This is a genomic window from Synechococcus sp. PROS-9-1 (assembly GCF_014279775.1).
Taxonomy (GTDB): domain Bacteria; phylum Cyanobacteriota; class Cyanobacteriia; order PCC-6307; family Cyanobiaceae; genus Synechococcus_C.
The window spans coordinates 636,249-656,961 of the sequence record NZ_CP047961.1; the positions used below are offsets into that span (position 1 = coordinate 636,249).

Consider the following 20,713-nt stretch of genomic DNA (forward strand, 5'->3'; position numbering starts at 1 on the left):
GGATTGGCATCGTTCTGTATAGACATAAATTCTGGCTAAGCGATTGGGTGTATTTGCATGCTGTGAAAGAGTTTCTGAGCCATACGGTCCATACAAGAAAAAACTCACTCAGCTATACAAAATGCTGTTGCCGCAAGGGGTTTGCTGGTCTTATGGTCAGATCACGAAGCAAATTCCCTGCTCAGTCATGTCGATTTCAACCTTGAACTCAACTTTATTGGCTCAGCGGGGAACACAATCCGCTCTTTTGCAATTGGGGACTTCAGTTCCTGATCAGCCGCCAAATCAGAGCAGTCGATTGACTGTGGTGGATGGCTCGCTTGAACTGCTTGATGGTCTTGAGACTGCCCTGACGGGCGAACGCTTACTCAAAATTGAGCCAAGCCAGAATCCAATAGCTTCGATCACTGAATGGTTGCAGAATAATGAGGTTCAAGAACTTCATCTAATTGCACACGGTGCTGCTGGGGTTATTCAAATTGGTACTGGCATTGCATCAGATGATTTAATTGCCAAAAGAGATGAACTTGCCGAATGGGGATTAGATCGAATTGTTATTTGGTCATGTGAAGTTGGTAGCAATGAGAATTTCATTGCTCTTTTTGAAGAGTTGACTGGTTCTGAAGTAATCACTTCAAAGAGTCGTTTGGGTTTAGGGGCAACTATTGATAATTCTGGTTTTACGCTGCTAGAAGAAATAATTTTCATGCTTCCCTATTCTCTGTCAGATGACTATTCTGTTGCAGAAGATAAGCTATCAGCAAATTCTCTTCAGAATTATGTGGATCTGTACGGTGCTGTTGATGCTTCTTCAGTTATGGAGATTAGTGGCAGTATGGATGAGCTCCATTCTATTTATGAGCCTCAAAGTGGTTCCGTAACAGTCTCTGAGGAAGTAACCACGACACATAGTTATAATGTGCCGGGGTTAATTAGTAATTGGTACAGCGAAGATTCGGGACGTCTCCTAAAAGCCAATGTCAATTTAAATGATGTAAGCAATGGTGATGCTGTTAGGATTGACGATCGGGATTTGTTTAACACTGTTGGGCGATGGGATAATGTGCTGATAAAAGCTGAAGGATTTATTAATTTAGGGTCAGCTAGATTCGCTCGCCTACGTACAAAATCAGATGACGGCATTGATGTAGATATTAATAATCAACATTACATAAGGAATTGGGATGATCATGCGCCCGAGTATGATTATGGGAGATTTATGAGTGGTGATATTAATGATTTGCCTATAAAAATTGATTGGTATGAGAATAGAGGCGGAGCTATTCTTGAATTAAGTAAACAGACGAGTAGACGTGGACGTATACGCACCGATTATGTCGATCATGATGAAGTTTATCATAAGGTTGAATCTACACATACGGAGACTACTTACAAAGATGTTGACAAATCACTGTCAGGTCTCGGCGATTCGGATGAAACAGCAACAACAACAGATGGCACAACAACAGCGGCTGCACTGAACACGCTTGATGGCCAAACGGGCTCTGCAACGGTTGATGCTGAAAGCATCAGTGGAGTGACGGGATCGATCCTTGATTTAGGAACTGCTTATACATCTAGTGATATTGATAATCTCGGCGATTCGACTGAAACAGCAACAACAACAGATGGCACAACAACAGCGGCTGCACTGAACACGCTTGATGGCCAAACGGGCTCTGCAACGGTTGATGCTGAAAGCATCAGTGGAGTGACGGGATCGATCCTTGATTTAGGAACTGCTTATACATCTAGTGATATTGATAATCTCGGCGATTCGACTGAAACAGCAACAACAACAGATGGCACAACAACAGCGGCTGCACTGAACACGCTTGATGGCCAAACGGGCTCTGCAACGGTTGATGCTGAAAGCATCAGTGGAGTGACGGGATCGATCCTTGATTTAGGAACTGCTTATACATCTAGTGATATTGATAATCTCGGCGATTCGACTGAAACAGCAACAACAACAGATGGCACAACAACAGCGGCTGCACTGAACACGCTTGATGGCCAAACGGGCTCTGCAACGGTTGATGCTGAAAGCATCAGTGGAGTGACGGGATCGATCCTTGATTTAGGAACTGCTTATACATCTAGTGATATTGATAATCTCGGCGATTCGACTGAAACAGCAACAACAACAGATGGCACAACAACAGCGGCTGCACTGAACACGCTTGATGGCCAAACGGGCTCTGCAACGGTTGATGCTGAAAGCATCAGTGGAGTGACGGGATCGATCCTTGATTTAGGAACTGCTTATACATCTAGTGATATTGATAATCTCGGCGATTCGACTGAAACAGCAACAACAACAGATGGCACAACAACAGCGGCTGCACTGAACACGCTTGATGGCCAAACGGGCTCTGCAACGGTTGATGCTGAAAGCATCAGTGGAGTGACGGGATCGATCCTTGATTTAGGAACTGCTTATACATCTAGTGATATTGATAATCTCGGCGATTCGACTGAAACAGCAACAACAACAGATGGCACAACAACAGCGGCTGCACTGAACACGCTTGATGGCCAAACGGGCTCTGCAACGGTTGATGCTGAAAGCATCAGTGGAGTGACGGGATCGATCCTTGATTTAGGAACTGCTTATACATCTAGTGATATTGATAATCTCGGCGATTCGACTGAAACAGCAACAACAACAGATGGCACAACAACAGCGGCTGCACTGAACACGCTTGATGGCCAAACGGGCTCTGCAACGGTTGATGCTGAAAGCATCAGTGGAGTGACGGGATCGATCCTTGATTTAGGAACTGCTTATACATCTAGTGATATTGATAATCTCGGCGATTCGACTGAAACAGCAACAACAACAGATGGCACAACAACAGCGGCTGCACTGAACACGCTTGATGGCCAAACGGGCTTTGCAACGGTTGATGCGGGTTCAGTCGAAAGAATCAGTGGCGCTGTCAATGAATTAAATATTGCTCATGAATCCAGCGATATCAGTAATCTTGGTGACAGTGATATTGAAGTAGCTATCACGTCAGATACAACCGTTGCTGCATCTCAACTAAACCGTTTAGACGAAAATACGCTTGGAACGGTAGATGCGACAAGTGTTCAATCTGTTTATGGCGCTGTCGATACTCTCAATTCTTCCTTTGAGGCGGTTGGCATAGAGGGCATTGATACCGATGCTCCTTATAAGACGGTCGATTCTCGAACAACTAATTCAACAACAACTGCCGCTGAATTAGTTCGATTGGATGAAAATACTTCTGGCACTGCTAATGTTGACTCAATAGATTATCTCAGCGGCAGCACAACGGAGCTTAATGCTCTATTCAATTCCTCTGATATCGATAATATTGATCTAGATCAGCTAACACTTACATCTTTTGGTTTGGAAGATACGAAAGATCTTGCTGAAAATGGAGAGCTGGGTGAGTTCGCTAATTATGCTTCTAACTCTGAAGGTGAGTCTTTCGATAGTGAAGTCTATGCCTTCACTTTCCGTTCAACAGACTCTTTAGTTTGGGATCAAACTTCACAGGACTCAAATGCAGTATCAGATTCACGCCTTGTTGGCGTGAGTGCAACAACGGTTGATGTTGATGATGACCTGACAGTTGACTATGACGTAAATGGCAACAGCCAGGCCGATGCAACAGGTGTTTCGATTGGAGCTTCTGCCTACAGCGAATTGATCTCGATTGGAGTGGAGGATTCCGATTTTGATGCTGCAGATGGTGTGAGCTTTGATCTTGATTTTGGTGGAGTGAGTTCCGCGTCGAGTAGCAGCACATCAGCAGGATCTGATGCCGTCGCGGTTGGTTTTGGTCTTGGCTTTGATGGCATCGATGGAATTGCTGATACTGACGCCAATCTCAGTGGAAGTGAGTTAGATCTTGCGATCTCCAATGTGTCAGGTGTGATGGCAGATGCAGAGTCGATTGTTGGTGATGTAATGGCAGTGAGCAGCAACGACATTGTTGATGCCACAGAGCTGATGGTTGTGGCTGATGCGTCTGTACAGGCTGCGCTGAGCGCTGATGTTCAAACCATTTCGATTGCTACGACTACTGCTGGCAGTAGTGAAGCTCTGGGTTGGCAGGACGTCTCAGTGCTTGAGGACAGCAGCGTCACCAGTGGTGGTCTGGGCTTGATTGATGTGGATGCTCAAGCGATGAATAGTGTTTCAGCCGAATCTGTTGGCGTTGATGGAGTCGGAGGCATCGTTACAGCTGATGCCATCTCCCATACAACTGGTATTAGTGAGACGGACTTCAGCTTTGCTGATACTGAAAGCAGCATCAGCGCAGACCTGAGCGACAGCACATCGGCATCGGCCACATCAGTGTTTGGCAATGTCGTCTCGAGTTTGACGTCCAGCATTAAGGGCATCTTTGGTGGAGACAGCCCGAACACGATTGAGAATGCAGAGTCGATCAGCGCGATCGTGAACGAGCAAGGCTTTGCAGAGGCGTCATCGGTTGGTGGCACTGCGGTCTCGACGGCTGATCAGTCTGCAGAAGCGATCTCCAGCTACGACATCACGACCTCAGAAGATCTTCTGCTGCAGGGTCAGTCGAACCTGTTATCGACAACGAGCAGCAGCGTTACGGAGGCTTGAGCACTTTGGTCTCAGACGTGAATACCAGGCCCATCAGTGATCCTCATCTTAGTTTTAAGTTCCCGTCTTTCTTGAGTACCAACCACCGGTTGTCTGTTTTGTTTTCACGGTGTGCGTGTATCTGCAAGGCAAGTCTGAGCATGGACGCGCAGTTTTCTAAGATTTAGTGCTGTTGCTGCAATGGATTCTGTCGATGATTGATCTCAAGCACTGTATAGACGTTGTATTGGTATTCTGATGATAGATGTTTATTGATGATGTGTGATTCTAGGTCTATACAGACCAATACAAAATTCATTCTTTCGGCCATACAAGTTACCCCTTGTGCTTTTGCTCTTAATGCTTTTATGGTTGAGATATGAATGCAGTTAAGAGGCTAGATCATGACTTCTACGTGTTGTGCTCAGACATCAGACTCTTGTTTTGGTCGTTCTGGATTAAAGGCATCTGCTCTTGTTTCGCCTCAGAATATTCACGATGCTTGTCTTGAGCGGCTGACTGTTTTTGATCGCTGTCTTGATGGGATTGATGGGATGCAGGTAGCACTGCAAGGTGAGTCGATACTGAAGATAGGTCGGGATCAGGAGCCAATCGCCGCCATTGCTTCTTCGTTAAGAAGCAATCCACGCAAGGAGCTGCATTTGGTTGCGCATGGGCTGCCTGGAATCATCAAATTAGGTCATTCGATTGATCGCGCAGGTTTGTTCAACAAAGTGACCGATCTTCGTGAATGGTGTGTTGATCGTATTTATTTGTGGAGTTGTAATGTTGGGCAGGATATCTTATTTGTCTCAACACTTCAATCTCTTACAGGTGCTCGCGTGTTTTCAAGTGAGCACAAGCTAGGTTGCGGACAATCCTTGATGGGCGCATCTTTCTCTGCCTTGTCTGATGAGATTAGGCGCCTTAAATTTACAATTAATTCCTAATTCTTGATGCTGCTGATGGCTTGCTTTCCCGGCTTTATTGGGAGTGAATTATTTTTTGCATAATTAGCTGTTCTGGCTTTTGTCGTTTTCAAGCCTGGGATCTGAGCCTCAACGTATTGATTTTGATCCATGTCATGGTTTCGTGATCAAAGCTTCAGCGCTTTTGGCTGGTAGCTCATAGATGCGGCCAGTCCGGCAGAATTGCTGAATCTTGGGATCGCGACTTGCTGATCAGTGTTCTGACGGGCTTCGCGGCAGGTGCTGTCCATGTTGTTGGGGGTGCTGATCATCTGGTGGCGATGGCCCCCTTTTCCCTGAGGCGTCCGATGCAGGCCGTGAAGTCAGGAATGGCTTGGGGTGGTGGCCACTCGCTTGGGGTGGTGTTGCTTGGCGTTGTTGCGATTTTTTTTAAAGATCTGATCCATGTCGAAAGCATGTCGGCATGGGCTGAATTTCTAGTGGGGGTGTCGTTGCTGGTGATTGGTGCTCTTGCTATTCGAACCGCGTTTGGTTTGGAGTTGCATACCCATGACCATCACCACGATGGATCTTCATTGCATCGCCATCTTCATCTGCATCTTCGTGGTCAGAACAACCATCGCCGCCATGCTCATGCGGCATCGGGTCTTGGCTTGCTTCACGGTTTGGCGGGTGCCGGCCATCTGTTGGCTGTGATTCCAGCTCTTGCCTTGCCAGCGCATGGTGCTGTGATGTATTTAATCGCTTATTTGTGTGGATCGATGGGCGCCATGCTTGCCGTGGTGAGCACACTCTCCCTTCTCACGATGCGCAGCAGCGCTCGTTTCCTGCCGCTTCTAGTGGGCTGCACCGGTGGATTGTCGATCGTGACAGGAGCGATTTGGCTCCAGAAAACATCAACGGCCTTGTTTTAACGGCGTTGCGACGAGGGCCACAACTTCACCGATCAGGCATCCTCTCGGAACGCTTCCCCATTGCCGGCTGTCCGTACTGGCATCTGGGAAGTCACCGAGGATGGTGAGTTGATTGTCCGCTACAGCGCTCAGCCTTTTGATCACCCTCCGTGAAGGCTGTTGGGGATGGATGCAAACGATGATTGCACCGATAGAGGGAAGGTCTGAGTGTTGATTGAGGGGCCGCATGATCACGCGGTCCTGGGGTTTCAGCGTTGGCCACATCGAATACCCCTCCACTTGCATCACGCGTCGACGGCCACAAAAAAACAGCAGTAGGTCGACAAGACCCACTGCTGCAAGCGATGGTTGAGATCCTGATGAAGAGCTCAGAACCAGACTCAGGAGGCGGTCACCCAGGCGTCAGAGCGGCCTTTGGACTGCCAGAACATGCCGTGGATTTTCTCAACAGCGGCGAGAAGCTCTTCCGCTTTGCCTTGGTCGATGTGCACCTTGCAGGCGCTGCAAAGTTTCGCCGCTTTCCAGAAGGTGTCGTGGAGATCGGGGAACGTTGCCAGGTGCTCGGGCTTGAAGTAGTCGGTCCAAAGGATCAAGAGTTCCTTCTTGGTCTTTTGGGCTTCGTCTTCCTTGACCGCAACGAAGCGGGAGAAGGTGTTGTTGTAGGTGGCAAGAGCTGCAGCATTTCCGGCTGCAGGTGCTTCCAAAGCCTTGAGCTTTTTAGTCATCGCGAGCACTGCTTCAGCGTGAACACGAGCTGAAGCAGGGTCATAGACACCGCAGGGTCCGTCGCAGTGGGCTTCAACGGTGGAAGCGGGCAAGGACCGAACAATCGCTGATAGGGCCGAGCGAAGCATCGGGTTTGAAACAGAATTTTCGGTGCGACAAGCCTACCTACGGATCACCTTCCGATGGATCATTTTTTGATCTCTAGTAGTTCGACTTCAAAAATCAGGGTGGCGTTCGGAGGGATCACGCGTCCCGCACCACGGCTTCCATAGCCGAGGTCTGGTGGAATCACCAGCTTGCGCTGTCCGCCCACTTTCATGCCTTGGACGCCTTCGTCCCATCCTTTGATCACCCGGCCTGCCCCAAGCGGAAATTCAAACGGTGTGCCGCGGTCATAGCTGGCATCAAATTGAGTGCCATCTTCAAGGGTGCCGCGGTAGTGCACCGCAACGGTTTGCCCTGAGCTCGCAACATCGCCTGTGCCTACAACGAGATCGATGATTTTCAGGCCACTCGCTGTGACTTGAGGCTTCTCGGCTTCCATCGGTCCGCCGAGCGCTGAGGCATCAGCCATGTTGGTATCGGGAGCCATGGCAAACAAGGTGGGGTTGGGGTTGTCGGGGTCGAGTTCCATGGGATTGGCCACGGCCTGAACGACAGCCGCTTGGACCTTCATGGCATTGCTGCTGGCCGTCGTGGATGGCGTTGCAGCGATCACCGTGGATGGCGATACAAGCTGACTGATGAACGCCACCATCAGGCAGGACACAAACACAGCGGTGCTGATCAAGATCTCGCGCACGGAATTTTGCTCGATTTGAGCTAAGTCTTGCAGTTCACTCCTCGCGCTCTTTTTGGCGTAATTGCTGTTCAAGGCGATCGATCCTTCCTCGCAGCTCATCGAGTTCTCGCTGACTGGCGAGGCCGAGATCCTGAATGATGTTGTCGCGGTTGCGTTCGAGGTTGCGGCCCATCTGCTGCTCGAGTTCCGGGGTCTCACCGCGCAGAGCCTTGAGCACATCATCCACAAGGGCAGAGGCATGATTTGAATCGAGCCGCCCGCTACTCACCCATTCCTGGGTGACGTAACGCAGCCGATCGGCAACAAGCGTGGTGGTGCCGAGTCCGCGAAGCAGCAGCTGTTGCAGGGGATTAGCAGTATCCATAGTCGTACGGGCGCGTCTCGATTCAGGATGGCTTGATCTCCCGCCACTGACCATGGGAAATGACCGATCCCTGGTTCTCCTACAGGGCCTGCTAGGGGGACTGCTTGCAGGCGTTGCCCTGACTGTGTCGGGCCCTTGGTGGATGGTGCCTGCCCTGGCGCTGCTCTGGGCCGCGTCGCGCAGCTCTCTGGCCTCCGCGATCTGGGGTGCAGTGGCCGTCTTGGTGAGCCACCGCTGGTTGCTGGCGCTGCATCCCCTGATGTGGATCGGTGTCCCGGCTGGGCTCAGCCTGCCGATTGCGATTGGGATCTGGTTGGCCTGTGCCCTGCTGGCAGCCCTGCTGCTTGCTTGCTGGAGTTACTTGCTGAATCGCCTGCCCTTGCAGGGGAGCTTCGCCAATGCAGCGCTGGCAGCGGCTGTGTGGGGTTTGCTGGAAGTGGCCCTATCCAAAAGCCCTTCGTTTTGGATAGGTGTGGGTGGAAGCTTGCTTCCGGCCGATCCACCTCTAGCTGCGTTGAGTCGCTGGATCGGTGAGGGTGGCCTTGCCGCCCTGCAATTGCTGCTCGGCTGGTGGCTGTGGCGCTTGCTCACGATGTCTCGGCGTGAGTCGGGTTGGCCTGCACTGCTGGCCGGCGGCCTGCTGAGCCTCGTTGTGTTGCACGGGGTGGGGGCCCGGCTGCTGCAGAACCCAGAAACGATTGGGGGGCAAGCCGAGCTGGCGGAATACAGCGTGGCCCTCTGGCAACCCGCGATTCCCACCCGCGAAAAATTTTCTGCGCAACGTCAACGCGACTTACCCGTACGGCTACAAGCTGCGCTTCAAGAGGCTGATGCCGCTAATGCGAACTGGTTGCTGGCACCGGAAGGCACGTTGCCGCTCAACGATTCGCTTAGCGCACCGACTCCGATTCCATTAATGAGCGGGGGGTTTCGCTGGTCGCGGGGACGTCAGCGCAGCGCCATGTTGTTGGTGGACGCTGGCGGCACCACTCCGCTGGCCTCGATTGATAAGCATCGATTGGTGCCATTGGGAGAGTGGGTTCCCTCCTGGCCTGGCATCAGTGGTCTCTCTGCCATCGGTGGCCTGGAGGCTGGAGAGCCATCCCGGCTTTGGCGCTGGGGTGGTCCACCCGCTGCCGTTGCTATCTGCTACGAGATCAGCAACGGGGCGGCGTTGGCTCGCGCAGTGGCTGATGGGGCGGAGTGGATTCTTGCTGCGGCCAACCTTGATCCCTACCCCCGCCTGCTTCAGCAGCAGTATTTGGCTTTGGCCCAGCTGCGCAGTTTGGAAACGGCCAGACCGTTGTTATCAACGGCGAATACTGGTCCAACCGCCATGATCCGAGCCGATGGGCAGATCGCAGCGCGTTTGGCGTCGTTTGACCCAGGGGTGTTGATGGTGCCACTTCAACCCCGCAAGGGTTTGACGGGGTATGTGCGCTGGGGCGAGACGCCCCTGCTGTTGATGATCGGAGCCTCGTCATTGGTGCTGATCAGATCGGCGAGTCGATCAGGCCCCCGCCCAGCACGACCTCGCCGTCGTAAAACACCGCCCCTTGACCAGGAGTGATCGAAAACTGCGGCTCTTGGAAACTGAGCTTGCAGCGATGAGGGCGCTCTCCGGCTCGATCGTCAGCATTGGCTTCGATGCAGGTGAGATGGGCATGCACGGGTTCGCTGCGGTAACGCACTTGCACCTCCACCTCCATGGCGGAACCAATGGGGGGTGGGGCGATCGAGACCCAGTTCACAGCGCCAACATCGCAGCCTGTGCGACCAGCTTCTGCCCTTGTGGCGACCACCACTTGGTTCATGGCGGCATCGAGTTTCACCACATGTAGCGGTTCACTCCAGGCAATTCCTAAGCCTTTGCGCTGACCGATGGTGAAGTGTTCAATGCCGTCGTGCTGTCCAACCACCGTTCCGTCTTGCAGCACGATTTCACCGTCCCGTGGCGGAAGGTAGGCATCGAGGAATGCGCGCATCGAGCCGTGGTGATCGGCTAGGCAAAGGTCTTGGCTTTCTGGCTTGTCTGCAGTGCGCAATCCGTGGCGCCCGGCCTCAAGACGGGTGTCGGCCTTGGTGAGTTCACCGAGTGGGAAGACCACGCGCGCCAAGACCTCCTGGGGAAGGTCATAGAGGAAATAACTCTGGTCTTTGCGGCTGTCCAGACCTCGCAACAGTTTCCAGCGGTCGTCTTCCGTGTCCAGACGGATGCGGGCGTAATGGCCTGTGGCGATCCTGGGAAGATTGCGTTCCCGTTCGGCCCAGGCGAGCATCGGCCCGAATTTCACCGACCGGTTGCACTTCGAACAGGGCAGGGGTGTGATGCCAGCCTTGTAGCCATCCACCAAGCCTTGAACGATTTCGCGAACGAAGGTCTCCCTTGAATCCACCACGTGGTGGGGCACCCCGAGCTGTTCACAGATTCCGGCAGCATCCACCAGGCCTTCGGCGCAGCAGGCTCCTTTGCCGCTCATCAGCCAGAGCGTGAGGCCCTCCACCTCCCAGCCGGCTTCCACCATCAAGGCTGCGGTGAGTGAGCTGTCTACCCCGCCGGAAAGGCCGACGGCCACACGATGTTCACCTGGCCATTGGCGCAATCGCTCCAGGGCCTCGGCACCGGCTGGGGTTGCTGTGAGGGTGCTCATCTTGGCCTCGGCCGACATGGGCGGGCATCGCTGTATGACTCCATAGTGAGGGCCCGGGTGTTTTTGGCTTGATCTGGCCTTCCCTTGATGCGGAGCACTGGCTTGTCAGTGCAGAACAAATGCTGGCCTTGGAGCAGGAATGGCTGGGGAGTGGTTTGCCCGTTGCCGCCTTGATGGAGGCCGTTGGCCAGGCGATGGCTGAGTGGTGTCTTCAGCGGCGGAAGCGTTTGGAGCAGGGCGTGTTGGTGCTGGTGGGACCTGGCCACAACGGTGGTGATGGCTTGGTGGTGGCGAGGCTGCTGCTGCATGCCGGAGTGGAGGTAAGGCTGTGGGCCCCGCTGCCGCTCCGGCAAGCACTCACCCAAGCGCATTGGCGTCATCTCGAGTGGCTTGGCGCAACTGTTTTGGAGACGGAGCCGGATCCGAGGGATTCAGCTCTCTGGGTGGAGGCGTTGTTTGGGTTGGGACAACATCGTCCTCTCCCCGAAGGATTGGCGCTGTTGCTTTGCGAACGCGAGCGTGTTCAGTCGGGCCGGCTGATCAGCTTGGATGTGCCTGCGGGGATGCATTCCAATCACGGCCGGATGGAGGCCGGAGGTGGGGCGGTGGCCTCCGACACGTTGTGCGTGGGCCTGGTGAAACGGGGGTTGGTTCAGGACGCAGCTCTGGCCAACGTGGGCCGGCTGCATCGCTTGGATCCTGGTGTTCCCCCCAAGTTGATCAATCAACTTGGGGCACCTGCTGTATTGCGGGTGATGGCAAAGGATCTGGAAACCCTGCCGCTTCCCCAAGACGCGCCAACGGCGATGAAATATCAGCGTGGCCGTGTGCTGTTGATGGCAGGAAGTGAGAGCTATCGCGGCGCAGCACTGCTGGCGGCCCATGGGGCCATGGCGAGTGGGGTGGGAAGCCTGAAAGCCGCGTTGCCTGATGCCGTGGCTGATGCCATCTGGCAATGGATTCCTGAGTTGGTGCTGTCGGCTGGATTGCCAGCCACTGCATCGGGAGGATTGGCTTGGGGGCCATGGCTGGCTGATGCCGATCTCTCCCGCTTGGATGCGCTGTTGCTGGGGCCCGGTATTGGAGCGCTAGACGGGCAGTGGGATGACTGGGCAGAGCCCTTGGTGGCGTTCGAAGGGTTGCTCGTGCTGGATGCGGATGGGCTCAACGCCTTGGCCGACTCGAAGCAAGGCTGGCGCTGGCTTTGCCGGCGGGAGTTCCCAACCTGGATCACCCCGCATCGCAGTGAATTTGCAAGGCTTTTTCCTGATTCGAGTGGGCGGGAACCGCTGGATAGCGCGCAATGGGCAGCGGCAGAAAGCGGAACCGTTGTGTTGCACAAGGGGGCTCACTCTGTGATTGCCGATCCGAATGGTGTGGTGCATCAACTCGTTGACACCTCGGTGCAGGTGGCTCGTACGGGCCTGGGAGATCTGTTGGCTGGATTTGCCGTTGGCTGGGGGGCGCGCTGCTGGGCTTGCGGAGAGGAGCCGCGGGGAACAGCCCTTGCCGCCGCCGCTTTGCTTCATGCCGAGGCGTCACGAACCAGTGAAAATGCCAGTAGTGCCAGTGAGATTGCGAAAACCCTTGCTGAGCTCACCCGACGGATTTGCGCGAATTAATGATTAAAAAATTGAAGAAGTTTGAAAATACACACAATTCAAAACGAGCAAATGTGTCGTTTTCCTTTCACGAATCTGAAGGGTTGCTGAAAACTTTTGGGTTTATCGTTTTTTCATAGGAAAGTCTCTCCACGCCAAAGAGACGAGTTGACATGGTTTCCTCAACAGCTCGGACCTCCGAGACCCAGAGACGCAGAAGCAGTGATCCGATTAGTTGGTACCTGTCGACGATTGGCCGAATACCTCTTCTGACTGCTGCTGAAGAAATTGAGCTGGGAAATCAGGTTCAGAAGTTTATGGAGCTGACGCAAGACGGCTCTGTCTCTCCTGACAGCGAAGAGTTCAGCTCCAAAGATCGACGCATGATTCGCGTTGGTCAGCGCGCTAAGCAGCGGATGATGAAGGCCAACCTTCGTTTGGTGGTGAGTGTTGCCAAGAAATACCAAGGCAAGGGCCTTGAGCTTCTTGATCTCATCCAAGAAGGATCGCTTGGCTTGGAACGGGCGGTAGAGAAATTTGACCCAACCCGCGGATATAAGTTTTCGACCTATGCCTTTTGGTGGATTCGCCAGAGCATGACGCGAGCGATTGCTTGTCAGTCACGCACCATTCGTCTCCCGGTGCATTTGAGCGAGCGTCTTACCACCATCCGCAAGGTGAGTTTGGATTTAGCTCACAAGCTCGGAGCGATGCCGAGCCGCCTTGAGATTTCAGAAGCGCTGGATATGCCCGTAGAGGAGCTTGACTCCTTGCTGCGCCAAGCGCTCACCACCAGCAGTCTTGATGCACCTGTGAATGGAGAGGATGGCCGCAGTTTCCTTGGCGATTTGATTGCCGACTCTTCTGCGGAAGAGCCGCTCGACAAGGTTGAACAGCGTATCCACCATGAACAACTTGGCCGCTGGTTGAGTCATCTCAGTGAGCAGGAGCAACATGTGCTCACCCTGCGTTTTGGTTTAAACGGCAACGAACGCCACACCTTGGCTCAAATTGGTCGTTTGCTCGATGTGTCGCGTGAACGCGTACGCCAGGTGGAATTGAAGTCGCTGCGCAAGCTGCGTAATCTCACCCGTCGTATTGCTCCTACCTTTTGATTGATTGCGTCTGCGGCTGGCTGCGTTCAAGCCAGTCGTGGCACTCTTTCTTGTTTGCCAGAAGGTTTTAAGAGCTTCTTTTCTCTCTAGCCATCGCTTTTCGATGGGGTGAATGGAATCAATCAATTGTTGATTGATCTCTAGAACCTTTCATTGCTCCCGTTATGAGCGCCAAAGAACGGCTTCAGACAACCAAAACCAACAGACCGGAAGGCTTTGGTAACGACTAGGTGAGACATTTCTGCCTTCATCCTTGAGACGAACCCTTGACCGAACCTAATCAGCCCAAAAAGCCCAGAGCGCTCACCTATACGGAAATGATGAATGGTGGACAGCAACAAATGGATGATGTAACCCATCAGCAAGAGGTGAACCTGCAGCGCCGAAAGGATGTACTTGAACGCTCTGTCGAGCATCTGGAGCAGTCCTTCAAGTCTGAAGCTGATCGAATCGGTGGTGTCAGTGGGATCTGATGAGTGCGCTTGCTTGCCTTGTTATCTCGGCGTTTTTTGCCTATCTGATCGCTCAGTTCCGAAAGAGACGTGCCGCTAGCAAGAGCACCACGGCTTGGCGTGAAGCTTCAGAGCTTGTCTTTGACAGGGACCTGCGGTTCCAGATTAAACAGGAATACGAGACCGGAATGGAAGCCAACAATGCTGATGGGTATGCCGAATCAAGAGACTCTCTCGTTAGCCATTTGGCTTCCAATCTGTTGATGTTGGCGAATAGGCGGCTGGAGATAGAGCCGACTAGGAGTGAGGCTGAGGAGTTTGTGCGTCAGCACTGTGATCTCGATGATGACCTGATCGAAGGAATGTGGATTTCAAAGTTCAGTTAATGGAAACCCCCCCTGCAATGAGAGACCATCTCCCTTGCCGGATTTGCGCAACACCAGTTCCCATCCCTCCGCGGTTCAAACGTGTAAAAACGGCTGTCTGTCCGAGTTGTGCCCATGAAGGGCTAGACCAAATCGTGACCATCCGGCTCTTCCAAGAGCAGATCCTTGATTCGCGCACCTCATAGTTTTTATAGGTATTCATCAATGACGTACGCGTGTTGCCTGGACACCAGTTTTATTGGTTTTGCCAACTACTTTTGGTATTTAAAATGTTGAGTAGGGAAAGCCTAAATCCGGCTTGTATGGTCTTTTCTCTTTTCCTTTGCATTCATCTTTGACCAATTGAATCCACTGCACATCATTGATCTTTGCCATCACTCTTGCCTCGCTTTCCAACCGTCGTTGCTTTGGGCGATAGTTGTGTACGTTGATTGCATCACGTTGTGGAAGGCGTGCTGCGATTTGCTGATCATTTAGATAAGGTACTCCATTGCGACAACGGTGTTGAACTGCATGCCATCCCTCATGCTTCAGGGTGTCAATTAATTCAACAAGGTCACCATTGTGAAACCCCTGGCACATCACGACTAATTCGTTTTTGATTCGGTAATAGCCATATAAATTTCTACCTTTACATCCCCAGGTTTTAGAATTATTTGACCAAAGAATAGACCTTTGTCCAAGGACTTGTTTGATTGCTTCCCCTAATTTCTCTAGCCTCGGGCTGTCGAGATGGTGAGGAGTGGTAGACATCGTTTTGATTTCACGTCCATGTTCCCTAGCTGCTTGTTTAATCCTTGTTGTGTCTGTGCTGTGTCCTTTGATGCATGAGAAGAAATTTGCTTCTTGCTTGCATTTTTGGATGCTTGGTGCAGCGAGCTTAAAAGCATTATTCCCTAACTTAATTAATCCAGAGATACAGCGCTTCTTTGCCGAAGGTTCTTCGGGATTTCCTGTTTTCAGATTGGTCCCGCAAACCATCTCTGCGTAGCTTTGAACTTGTGCTTGCATCGAAGCATCCGCAGTCATCGTTGAGGCGAGCGAGGATAGGCCCAGTGCTACGAACAGAAGAGTGCGCATCAGACAACCAATCAAGCTATCTCCATCCACTATTAGTCACTACGCAGCTGGTTGATGCGGTTGTTTGATTTCAATCAAAAATATTGAAGAGCTTTGAAAGCTAGTGGCCGTACCTCTCGTTTATCACCAGGCCTACAGCGCGCCTCTTCCGTCTAGCCATCGCTTCCCGATGGGGTGAGGGCATTTAGATCCAGTGATAGCAATGGGTTTGAAGGTGTGTTGTGATCCTGAATCACAACGCGGTTAACAACGCAAGATCAACTTCAAAGTGCGACCGCTAGCCAAGAAGAGATGCCTGAAGTGCTCTTGGATAGCTCTAGAAGCAGTAAGCCATAGACCTGATAGACAAAGTCTTTAAAGACCTCAGAGGCTATAGAGCACGACACCCTCAGCTATTGGCTGGAGAGGTAGGGGGCTATGGGGGTATCGGGGTAATTAATGAGAGAGGTACATATGTAATTCACCTCATAAATTTTTATACTTTTTCGGTCCAAGAACCAAGTCACAACTATCCGGCACTCACATTCATCCTTGAAGCCTGAACTTTTTCGAAGACCGGAAGGTAGCTTAAGAAACGAAATAAGTTCTTTCTGATTTTATTGCTTAGCTTTAATGATTAAGAATAGATTTGCTGAGATAAATCCTTGGGTGAGGTGCCAACTATTTTTCTGCAGTATTTTGACAGATTGATGCCCCAGCGTTTATTTAAGTCCTGATACTGACCTGGCCATAAAAGCCCCTTTCTGTCTCACAGCTCGACAACCAAAGACTGCAGTTGTCGATGAATTGGGATCGACCTCTCTGAAACGTCTGTTTTCAAGGGGCTTGACTTGTTGGGCCAAATGAGAATCTGGTCTTCATCCAAGCCTTCTGCTCGAAAGCAAGCTAAATTGAATAATATTATTTTATCAAATGAAAAAAAGATACTTACTTCTGGTATTTATGATGGGTAATGTATTGTGCATGCCCGCGCTTGCGAATGGATGGGGAAAAAATAAAAGAATCGACAAGATCGAGCCAATAAATATTTCATCGACGCGAGACTTTCACGATCCAAGTAAATCACTATGCACCCAATACTCCTTCGAAACCTTTCTAGAACCCACAACCTGCCACCAATCAAACAGATCACTAAGCACAATTGAATCAATACATTTAAGATTGTTTAGAGAAGCCATTGCTTTGGTCGATGGGAATAAAGATATTGGATCATTTCTTTCAAGTAAGTTCATCGGCCTCGTTGCGGAGAATACCAATCAGTTCATTAACGACACCATTCAGGATATACCGTTTTTTGCGCAAACTAATGTCAACTTAGACTTTTCAAGCGAATCATCTTCTTCGCTGAGCCTGGATTCGTTCTTGAATTTAAGGTCAGAATCAGACGAAAGCGGTTATCTAAATAATATCCTTTTCTCACAGGCTAGAGTCGCAGCTTATACTGGTAGCGATACAACTACAAATCTAGGAATAGGTTACAGAAAAATAGTCGATAGCGACAAACTTGTGGGCCTTAACGGTTTTTGGGACTACAGGATCGTTGGCTATGGGCCTTCGTACTCGCGATGGGGAATTGGTGCAGAATTTGGATGGAAGGATCTTTCTATTACTAATAACTGGTACATAGCAGGCACTGGGGTGCATTCAGTTACTGTTGACGATTCACAATATCAAGAAAGAGTTGTCCCAGGCTGGGACGTTGAAGTGGCTTACAGGATACCGTCAAATCCAAATATTTCTCTGGCATTAAAAGCCTATAGATGGGATTATCAGAAAACGAATGATGTCGATGGAGTAGAAGGCTCAGTTTCATGGCAAGCAACGCCTCATTTAGCTATGAAAACGTGGGCATCGACAAACGTAGCGGCATATCCGACAACTGAGAATGCTTACCTTGATGATGACAATTTACGCATCGGGATAGGCTTTACTTGGTCTCATAGACCGGTTGTTTTCAAAAAACAAGACTACCGAAGAAATCTGTCAACACAAATGACGCAGCCAGTTAGAAGAACATACGAAGTTCTACTTGAAAGATATAGTTCTGGATCAGGGTTTATCAACAGAGCTTCTGGCTAAATATTCTAATTGTTAAAATCATTTTTTCTAATAAGATCATGTCTTTCTTCTCCACCAAAAAATTTGCCGCACCCGCATCAATCCTTCTTCTCTCTCTAGGCATGATGAGTGGTGCGCCGTCAAGAGCGCAAACTTCATGTGTAGAGGGAAGTGCACCACCTGATGATGGATGCCTTAAAGGAGCAGAAAAATATGAATTGATTATTTACGAGATGGGACTGTGTACTTCTGATCCCTTAATCCTAAGTTCAGGAAACAGAGTATTCAATAAATCCGGGGCTTCTTGTGTGGCTTCATTTGCTAGTGATAATGGTAAGATTGCAAATATTGCAGGCTCGCAGACCGTTGATCTTGGCCAGGGTTCTAAACCACCCAGTAACACTTACTCACATGCCTATATCGTACTAAGTAAAAATATCACTATCAAAGGCACACATATTATTGAAGGAATAACGCATTACTCAATCGAGTATGTCAACGAAGACGGAACGATAGGATTCTCGTCCACAAATTCATCCTCCTACGAAGAATTCATAGAGAGTGTTGACGATGTGTCTTCATCAGAGTCCTGGGGAGCCTACATGCCGGCTGAAAATCATCCTGACGGAGGCAGTGTTACTGCGTTGTTGATTGGCACAGGATATTCTGTTGACGACAATGGTGCTAATGCGGCGAGTAGCAAATCTGCTGTCGAAAAACTTATCGGTGTTTTTACACCCAGCGAAGGAGGTGTAACTATCGATGAGAATGATAGAGGATTAAACGTAACTTTAGATTCAAGTAATGGAATGTCAGTCTGGCAAGAAGGTTCACCTTCTGCAGGTCTAGGTTTCGGTTCTGCGCCATTCAGACCCTCTTTTACTGTAATAAAATAAGTACTGCAAACACTTATTCGAACGTAATTAAAATCTATTGCAAGAGCTAGAAAACTAGTGGCAGTACCGCTTGTTTATCACCAGGCCTACAGCGCGCCTCTGCCGTCGAGTCATCGCTTCCCGATGGCGAAGTTCAGGATGTTGTTTGAGGCCCTAAAGACGTCGGGTCTAGCCGAATCCGCTCAGGTTCATACTCCTCTTCCCGTTCCTCGCCGTTTGCTGGAAACAGTGCATCAGCGGCGCTATCACGAGGCGTTTGCTCGGGGCACGCTCGATCGGCAAGCGCAACGCAGGATTGGTCTTCCGGCCACCACACCCTTGGTGCAACGCACCTGGTTATCCGTGGGGGGGACACTTCTCACCGCCAGGTTGGCTCTTGCGCACGGTGTGGCTTGCCATCTCGCTGGTGGCACGCACCATGCCTTTCCAGATTATGGAAGCGGCTTCTGCATCTTCAATGACATTGCAGTGTCAGCCAGGGTTCTTCTGGATGAGGGTTGCCTTGAGCGCCTGATGATTGTGGATCTTGATGTGCATCAAGGCGATGCCACTGCGCTGATCTTTGCTGACGACCCGCGGGTGTTCACCTTTTCTGCTCATGCTGCCTCCAACTTTCCGTCTCGGAAGCAGAGCAGCGATTGCGATTTGCCATTTGAAGATGGCGTTGAGGATCAGGCCTACGTGGCTGCGGTTGGTGAGGCGCTTCCTTCCCTCCTTGATCGCTTCAAGCCCGAACTGGTGCTCTACAACGCTGGAGTTGATCCGCATCAAGACGATCGCCTGGGCCGGCTTTGCTTGTCCGATATGGGACTTTTGCAACGCGATCATTTCGTGTTTGATGCCTGTCTGCGTCGTCAGATCCCAGTCGCCAGCGTGATTGGCGGTGGTTACGACGCTCTTGATCCTCTGGTGAGGCGTCATGCCCTGGTGTTTCGTGCTGCGGCAGACCAGGCGAGATTGCATGGCCTTTAGAGCCGCAAGCCTCAGTCTTCTGCCCAGATGTACCGCGTTAGTTCTGAGCCATCGGGTTCGGGTGCATTGAGGGCAAACTCCACGCAGTCCTGAACCTCAACATCGATCTCTTTCTCGATCGCGCGGAGCTCATCAGCACTGACCAAACCATCGGAAACCAGATCGCGCTCAAAGGCTTTGAGGGGATCGCGCTTGGCCCAGAATTGCTTTTCTTCCTCGGCGCGAAGCTCATCAGGGTCGGCGAGTGAGTGGCCCCTGAAGCGATAGGTGAGGCATTCAAGAACCGTTGGACCTTCTCCAGCCCGCGCCCGCTCGATGGCCCGCTCAGCAGCTGCCCGAACGGCGAGCACATCCATGCCATCGACTTCTTCGCCAGCCATGCCAAAGGCAGCCGCTTTGCGCCAGATTTCCGGATCGCTGGTGGCGCGGTCATGGGCCATGCCGATCGCCCATTTGTTGTTCTCCACCACGAACAGAATCGGTAATTTCCAAAGTTGGGCCATGTTCAGGCATTCAAAGAATTGCCCGTTGTTGCAAGTTCCATCTCCGAAAAAGGCTGCAGTGACAGAGTCGCTACTGGAATCACCCATGGCATCACGCTTGTAGCGACTCGTGAAGGCAGCGCCTAGGGCAACAGGGATTCCCTCGCCAATAAACGCGAACCCGCCCAGCATGTGATGGGGCTTCGAGAACAGGTGCATTGAGCCGCCACGACCCTTGCTGCAGCCGGTTTCCTTGCCGAAGAGCTCACTCATCACTTCACGGGCTGGGACGCCTGCGCTCAAGGCATGCACGTGATCGCGGTAGGTGCTGCAAAACCAGTCGTGCTGACGCTTCATGGCGCCGATCACGCCCGTACTCACCGCCTCTTGGCCGTTGTAAAGGTGAACGAACCCAAACATCTTGCCGCGGTAGTACATCTCCGCGCACTTGTCTTCAAAACGCCGCCCCAGGGTCATGTCCCTGTAGAGCCTCAGACCGGTCTCGCGGTCCACGCTGGCTCTTTTGGTCGTCACCAAAGACGACAAGCGCTCGGCGTGAGCTCCCACCGGGGAGGCCCCATTCGCAAGCTTGTGATCGGTGCCTGCCGCTGCGCCTACTGCGATGTCCTGACTCATGGCACCACCTCTTTGAAACGAACTTTAAGGGGCCGTGTTGAGCGAATGGGCAAAACCCCTT

At 51.5% G+C, this 20,713-nt stretch carries 18 protein-coding genes; 11 read left to right on the top strand and 7 right to left on the bottom strand.

The window, feature by feature from the left end:
• Positions 1-187: 187 nt before the first annotated feature.
• From SynPROS91_RS03330 to SynPROS91_RS03340, 3 genes are all read left to right on the top strand, one after another.
• Positions 188-4,609 carry a hypothetical protein gene (locus SynPROS91_RS03330; protein WP_186518421.1) on the top strand — a complete coding sequence of 1,474 codons (4,422 nt, stop codon included), beginning with the start codon at positions 188-190 and terminating at the stop codon, positions 4,607-4,609.
• Positions 4,610-4,992: 383 nt separating this feature from the next.
• Positions 4,993-5,538 (top strand): DUF4347 domain-containing protein, encoded by a 546-nt coding sequence (locus SynPROS91_RS03335; protein WP_186518423.1) that lies wholly within the window; start codon positions 4,993-4,995, stop codon positions 5,536-5,538.
• A 224-nt stretch (positions 5,539-5,762) separates the two neighbouring features.
• Entirely contained in the window at positions 5,763-6,431 is a 669-nt protein-coding gene (locus tag SynPROS91_RS03340) for a hydantoin utilization protein A (RefSeq protein WP_186518425.1), read from the top strand.
• Here the strand turns inward: SynPROS91_RS03340 and sodX are convergent.
• The 4 genes from sodX to SynPROS91_RS03360 are packed head-to-tail and all read right to left on the bottom strand — an operon-like array spanning position 6,414 to position 8,323.
• On the bottom strand, positions 6,414-6,764 hold the full coding sequence (sodX, locus tag SynPROS91_RS03345) for a nickel-type superoxide dismutase maturation protease (protein ID WP_222929400.1): 351 nt from the start codon (positions 6,762-6,764) through the stop codon (positions 6,414-6,416). The two genes, SynPROS91_RS03340 and sodX, sit on opposite strands and share 18 nt — an antisense overlap.
• 47 nt (positions 6,765-6,811) lie before the next feature.
• Positions 6,812-7,285, bottom strand: coding sequence for a superoxide dismutase, Ni (sodN, locus tag SynPROS91_RS03350; protein WP_186518427.1), 474 nt, complete (start codon positions 7,283-7,285; stop codon positions 6,812-6,814).
• Positions 7,286-7,344: 59 nt separating this feature from the next.
• Positions 7,345-7,959: an FKBP-type peptidyl-prolyl cis-trans isomerase gene (locus SynPROS91_RS03355; RefSeq protein ID WP_186519373.1), complete on the bottom strand. Its 615-nt coding sequence runs from the start codon at positions 7,957-7,959 to the stop codon at positions 7,345-7,347.
• Positions 7,960-7,993: 34 nt separating this feature from the next.
• Positions 7,994-8,323 carry a phasin family protein gene (locus tag SynPROS91_RS03360; protein ID WP_186518429.1) on the bottom strand — a complete coding sequence of 110 codons (330 nt, stop codon included), beginning with the start codon at positions 8,321-8,323 and terminating at the stop codon, positions 7,994-7,996.
• A gap of 52 nt (positions 8,324-8,375) precedes the next feature.
• On the opposite strand from SynPROS91_RS03360, the gene SynPROS91_RS03365 reads away from it, so the two are divergent.
• Positions 8,376-9,893 carry an apolipoprotein N-acyltransferase gene (locus SynPROS91_RS03365; RefSeq protein WP_186518431.1) on the top strand — a complete coding sequence of 506 codons (1,518 nt, stop codon included), beginning with the start codon at positions 8,376-8,378 and terminating at the stop codon, positions 9,891-9,893.
• Here the strand turns inward: SynPROS91_RS03365 and mnmA are convergent.
• The gene (gene mnmA / locus SynPROS91_RS03370) at positions 9,817-10,992 is read right to left on the bottom strand and encodes a tRNA 2-thiouridine(34) synthase MnmA (RefSeq protein ID WP_370586782.1); all 1,176 of its coding nucleotides are present in this window, start codon (positions 10,990-10,992) and stop codon (positions 9,817-9,819) included. The two genes, SynPROS91_RS03365 and mnmA, sit on opposite strands and share 77 nt — an antisense overlap.
• Positions 10,993-11,042: 50 nt before the next feature.
• Between mnmA and SynPROS91_RS03375 the strand changes: the two genes are divergently transcribed.
• The 4 genes from SynPROS91_RS03375 (at position 11,043) to SynPROS91_RS03390 (ending at position 14,528) form a co-directional block, all read left to right on the top strand.
• Complete coding sequence (locus tag SynPROS91_RS03375; RefSeq protein ID WP_255439898.1) at positions 11,043-12,596, top strand: NAD(P)H-hydrate dehydratase; 1,554 nt, start codon at positions 11,043-11,045, stop codon at positions 12,594-12,596.
• Positions 12,597-12,748: 152 nt separating this feature from the next.
• Complete coding sequence (locus tag SynPROS91_RS03380; protein ID WP_186518433.1) at positions 12,749-13,690, top strand: RpoD/SigA family RNA polymerase sigma factor; 942 nt, start codon at positions 12,749-12,751, stop codon at positions 13,688-13,690.
• A gap of 266 nt (positions 13,691-13,956) precedes the next feature.
• Positions 13,957-14,163, top strand: a complete 207-nt coding sequence (locus tag SynPROS91_RS03385) for a hypothetical protein (RefSeq protein ID WP_186519843.1) — start codon at positions 13,957-13,959, stop codon at positions 14,161-14,163.
• Positions 14,163-14,528, top strand: a complete 366-nt coding sequence (locus SynPROS91_RS03390) for a hypothetical protein (protein ID WP_186518435.1) — start codon at positions 14,163-14,165, stop codon at positions 14,526-14,528. The genes SynPROS91_RS03385 and SynPROS91_RS03390 overlap by 1 nt, the downstream gene beginning before the upstream one ends.
• A 264-nt stretch (positions 14,529-14,792) precedes the next feature.
• Here SynPROS91_RS03390 and SynPROS91_RS03395 read toward each other — a convergent pair whose 3' ends face one another.
• On the bottom strand, positions 14,793-15,608 hold the full coding sequence (locus tag SynPROS91_RS03395) for a hypothetical protein (RefSeq protein WP_186518437.1): 816 nt from the start codon (positions 15,606-15,608) through the stop codon (positions 14,793-14,795).
• 963 nt (positions 15,609-16,571) lie between these two features.
• Between SynPROS91_RS03395 and SynPROS91_RS03400 the strand changes: the two genes are divergently transcribed.
• From SynPROS91_RS03400 to SynPROS91_RS03410, 3 genes are read left to right on the top strand one after another with little or no spacing between them, the layout of a single operon-like run.
• Positions 16,572-17,687, top strand: coding sequence for an inverse autotransporter beta domain-containing protein (locus SynPROS91_RS03400; RefSeq protein WP_186518440.1), 1,116 nt, complete (start codon positions 16,572-16,574; stop codon positions 17,685-17,687).
• A gap of 38 nt (positions 17,688-17,725) precedes the next feature.
• A complete protein-coding gene (locus tag SynPROS91_RS03405; protein WP_186518442.1) occupies positions 17,726-18,562 on the top strand; it encodes a hypothetical protein in 837 nt (278 codons plus the stop codon).
• Between the two features lie 57 nt (positions 18,563-18,619).
• Positions 18,620-19,534 carry a histone deacetylase gene (locus tag SynPROS91_RS03410; RefSeq protein WP_186518444.1) on the top strand — a complete coding sequence of 305 codons (915 nt, stop codon included), beginning with the start codon at positions 18,620-18,622 and terminating at the stop codon, positions 19,532-19,534.
• 11 nt (positions 19,535-19,545) lie between these two features.
• Here SynPROS91_RS03410 and pdhA read toward each other — a convergent pair whose 3' ends face one another.
• Positions 19,546-20,652 (bottom strand): pyruvate dehydrogenase (acetyl-transferring) E1 component subunit alpha, encoded by a 1,107-nt coding sequence (gene pdhA / locus SynPROS91_RS03415; protein ID WP_186518446.1) that lies wholly within the window; start codon positions 20,650-20,652, stop codon positions 19,546-19,548.
• Between the last annotated feature and the right edge of the window lie 61 nt (positions 20,653-20,713).